The 224-nt window shown below is 58.5% G+C and carries 1 pseudogene; it reads right to left on the bottom strand.

The features are described from left to right. Window positions 1-224, bottom strand: a pseudogene (locus F0L74_RS33530) (aldehyde reductase); the annotation flags it as partial.

Raw genomic sequence — 224 nt, 5'->3', positions numbered from 1 at the left:
GTGGAGGTGTTGTGCGTGGCACCAGGCAGCTTTCCTTCCAGCAGGCGGGCTATCTCGAGCAAAGACATAGTGCCTCCCTCCAGTGCCAGGAAACGCTGACCTTTGGCCTCCGGCGCTATCATGGCCCGCAGGTGGAGCCCCGCAACATCCCGTACATCCACAATACCCAGGGTAATATCAGGCAGGGCCTTCATAGTACCGTCCATTTCCTTTTGCAGCAAGCG

Source organism: Chitinophaga agrisoli, assembly GCF_008386695.1.
Classification (GTDB): Bacteria; Bacteroidota; Bacteroidia; order Chitinophagales; family Chitinophagaceae; genus Chitinophaga; species Chitinophaga agrisoli.
Note: the sequence above shows the minus strand (reverse complement) of the source record. Positions and strands in the feature narration are given on the sequence as shown.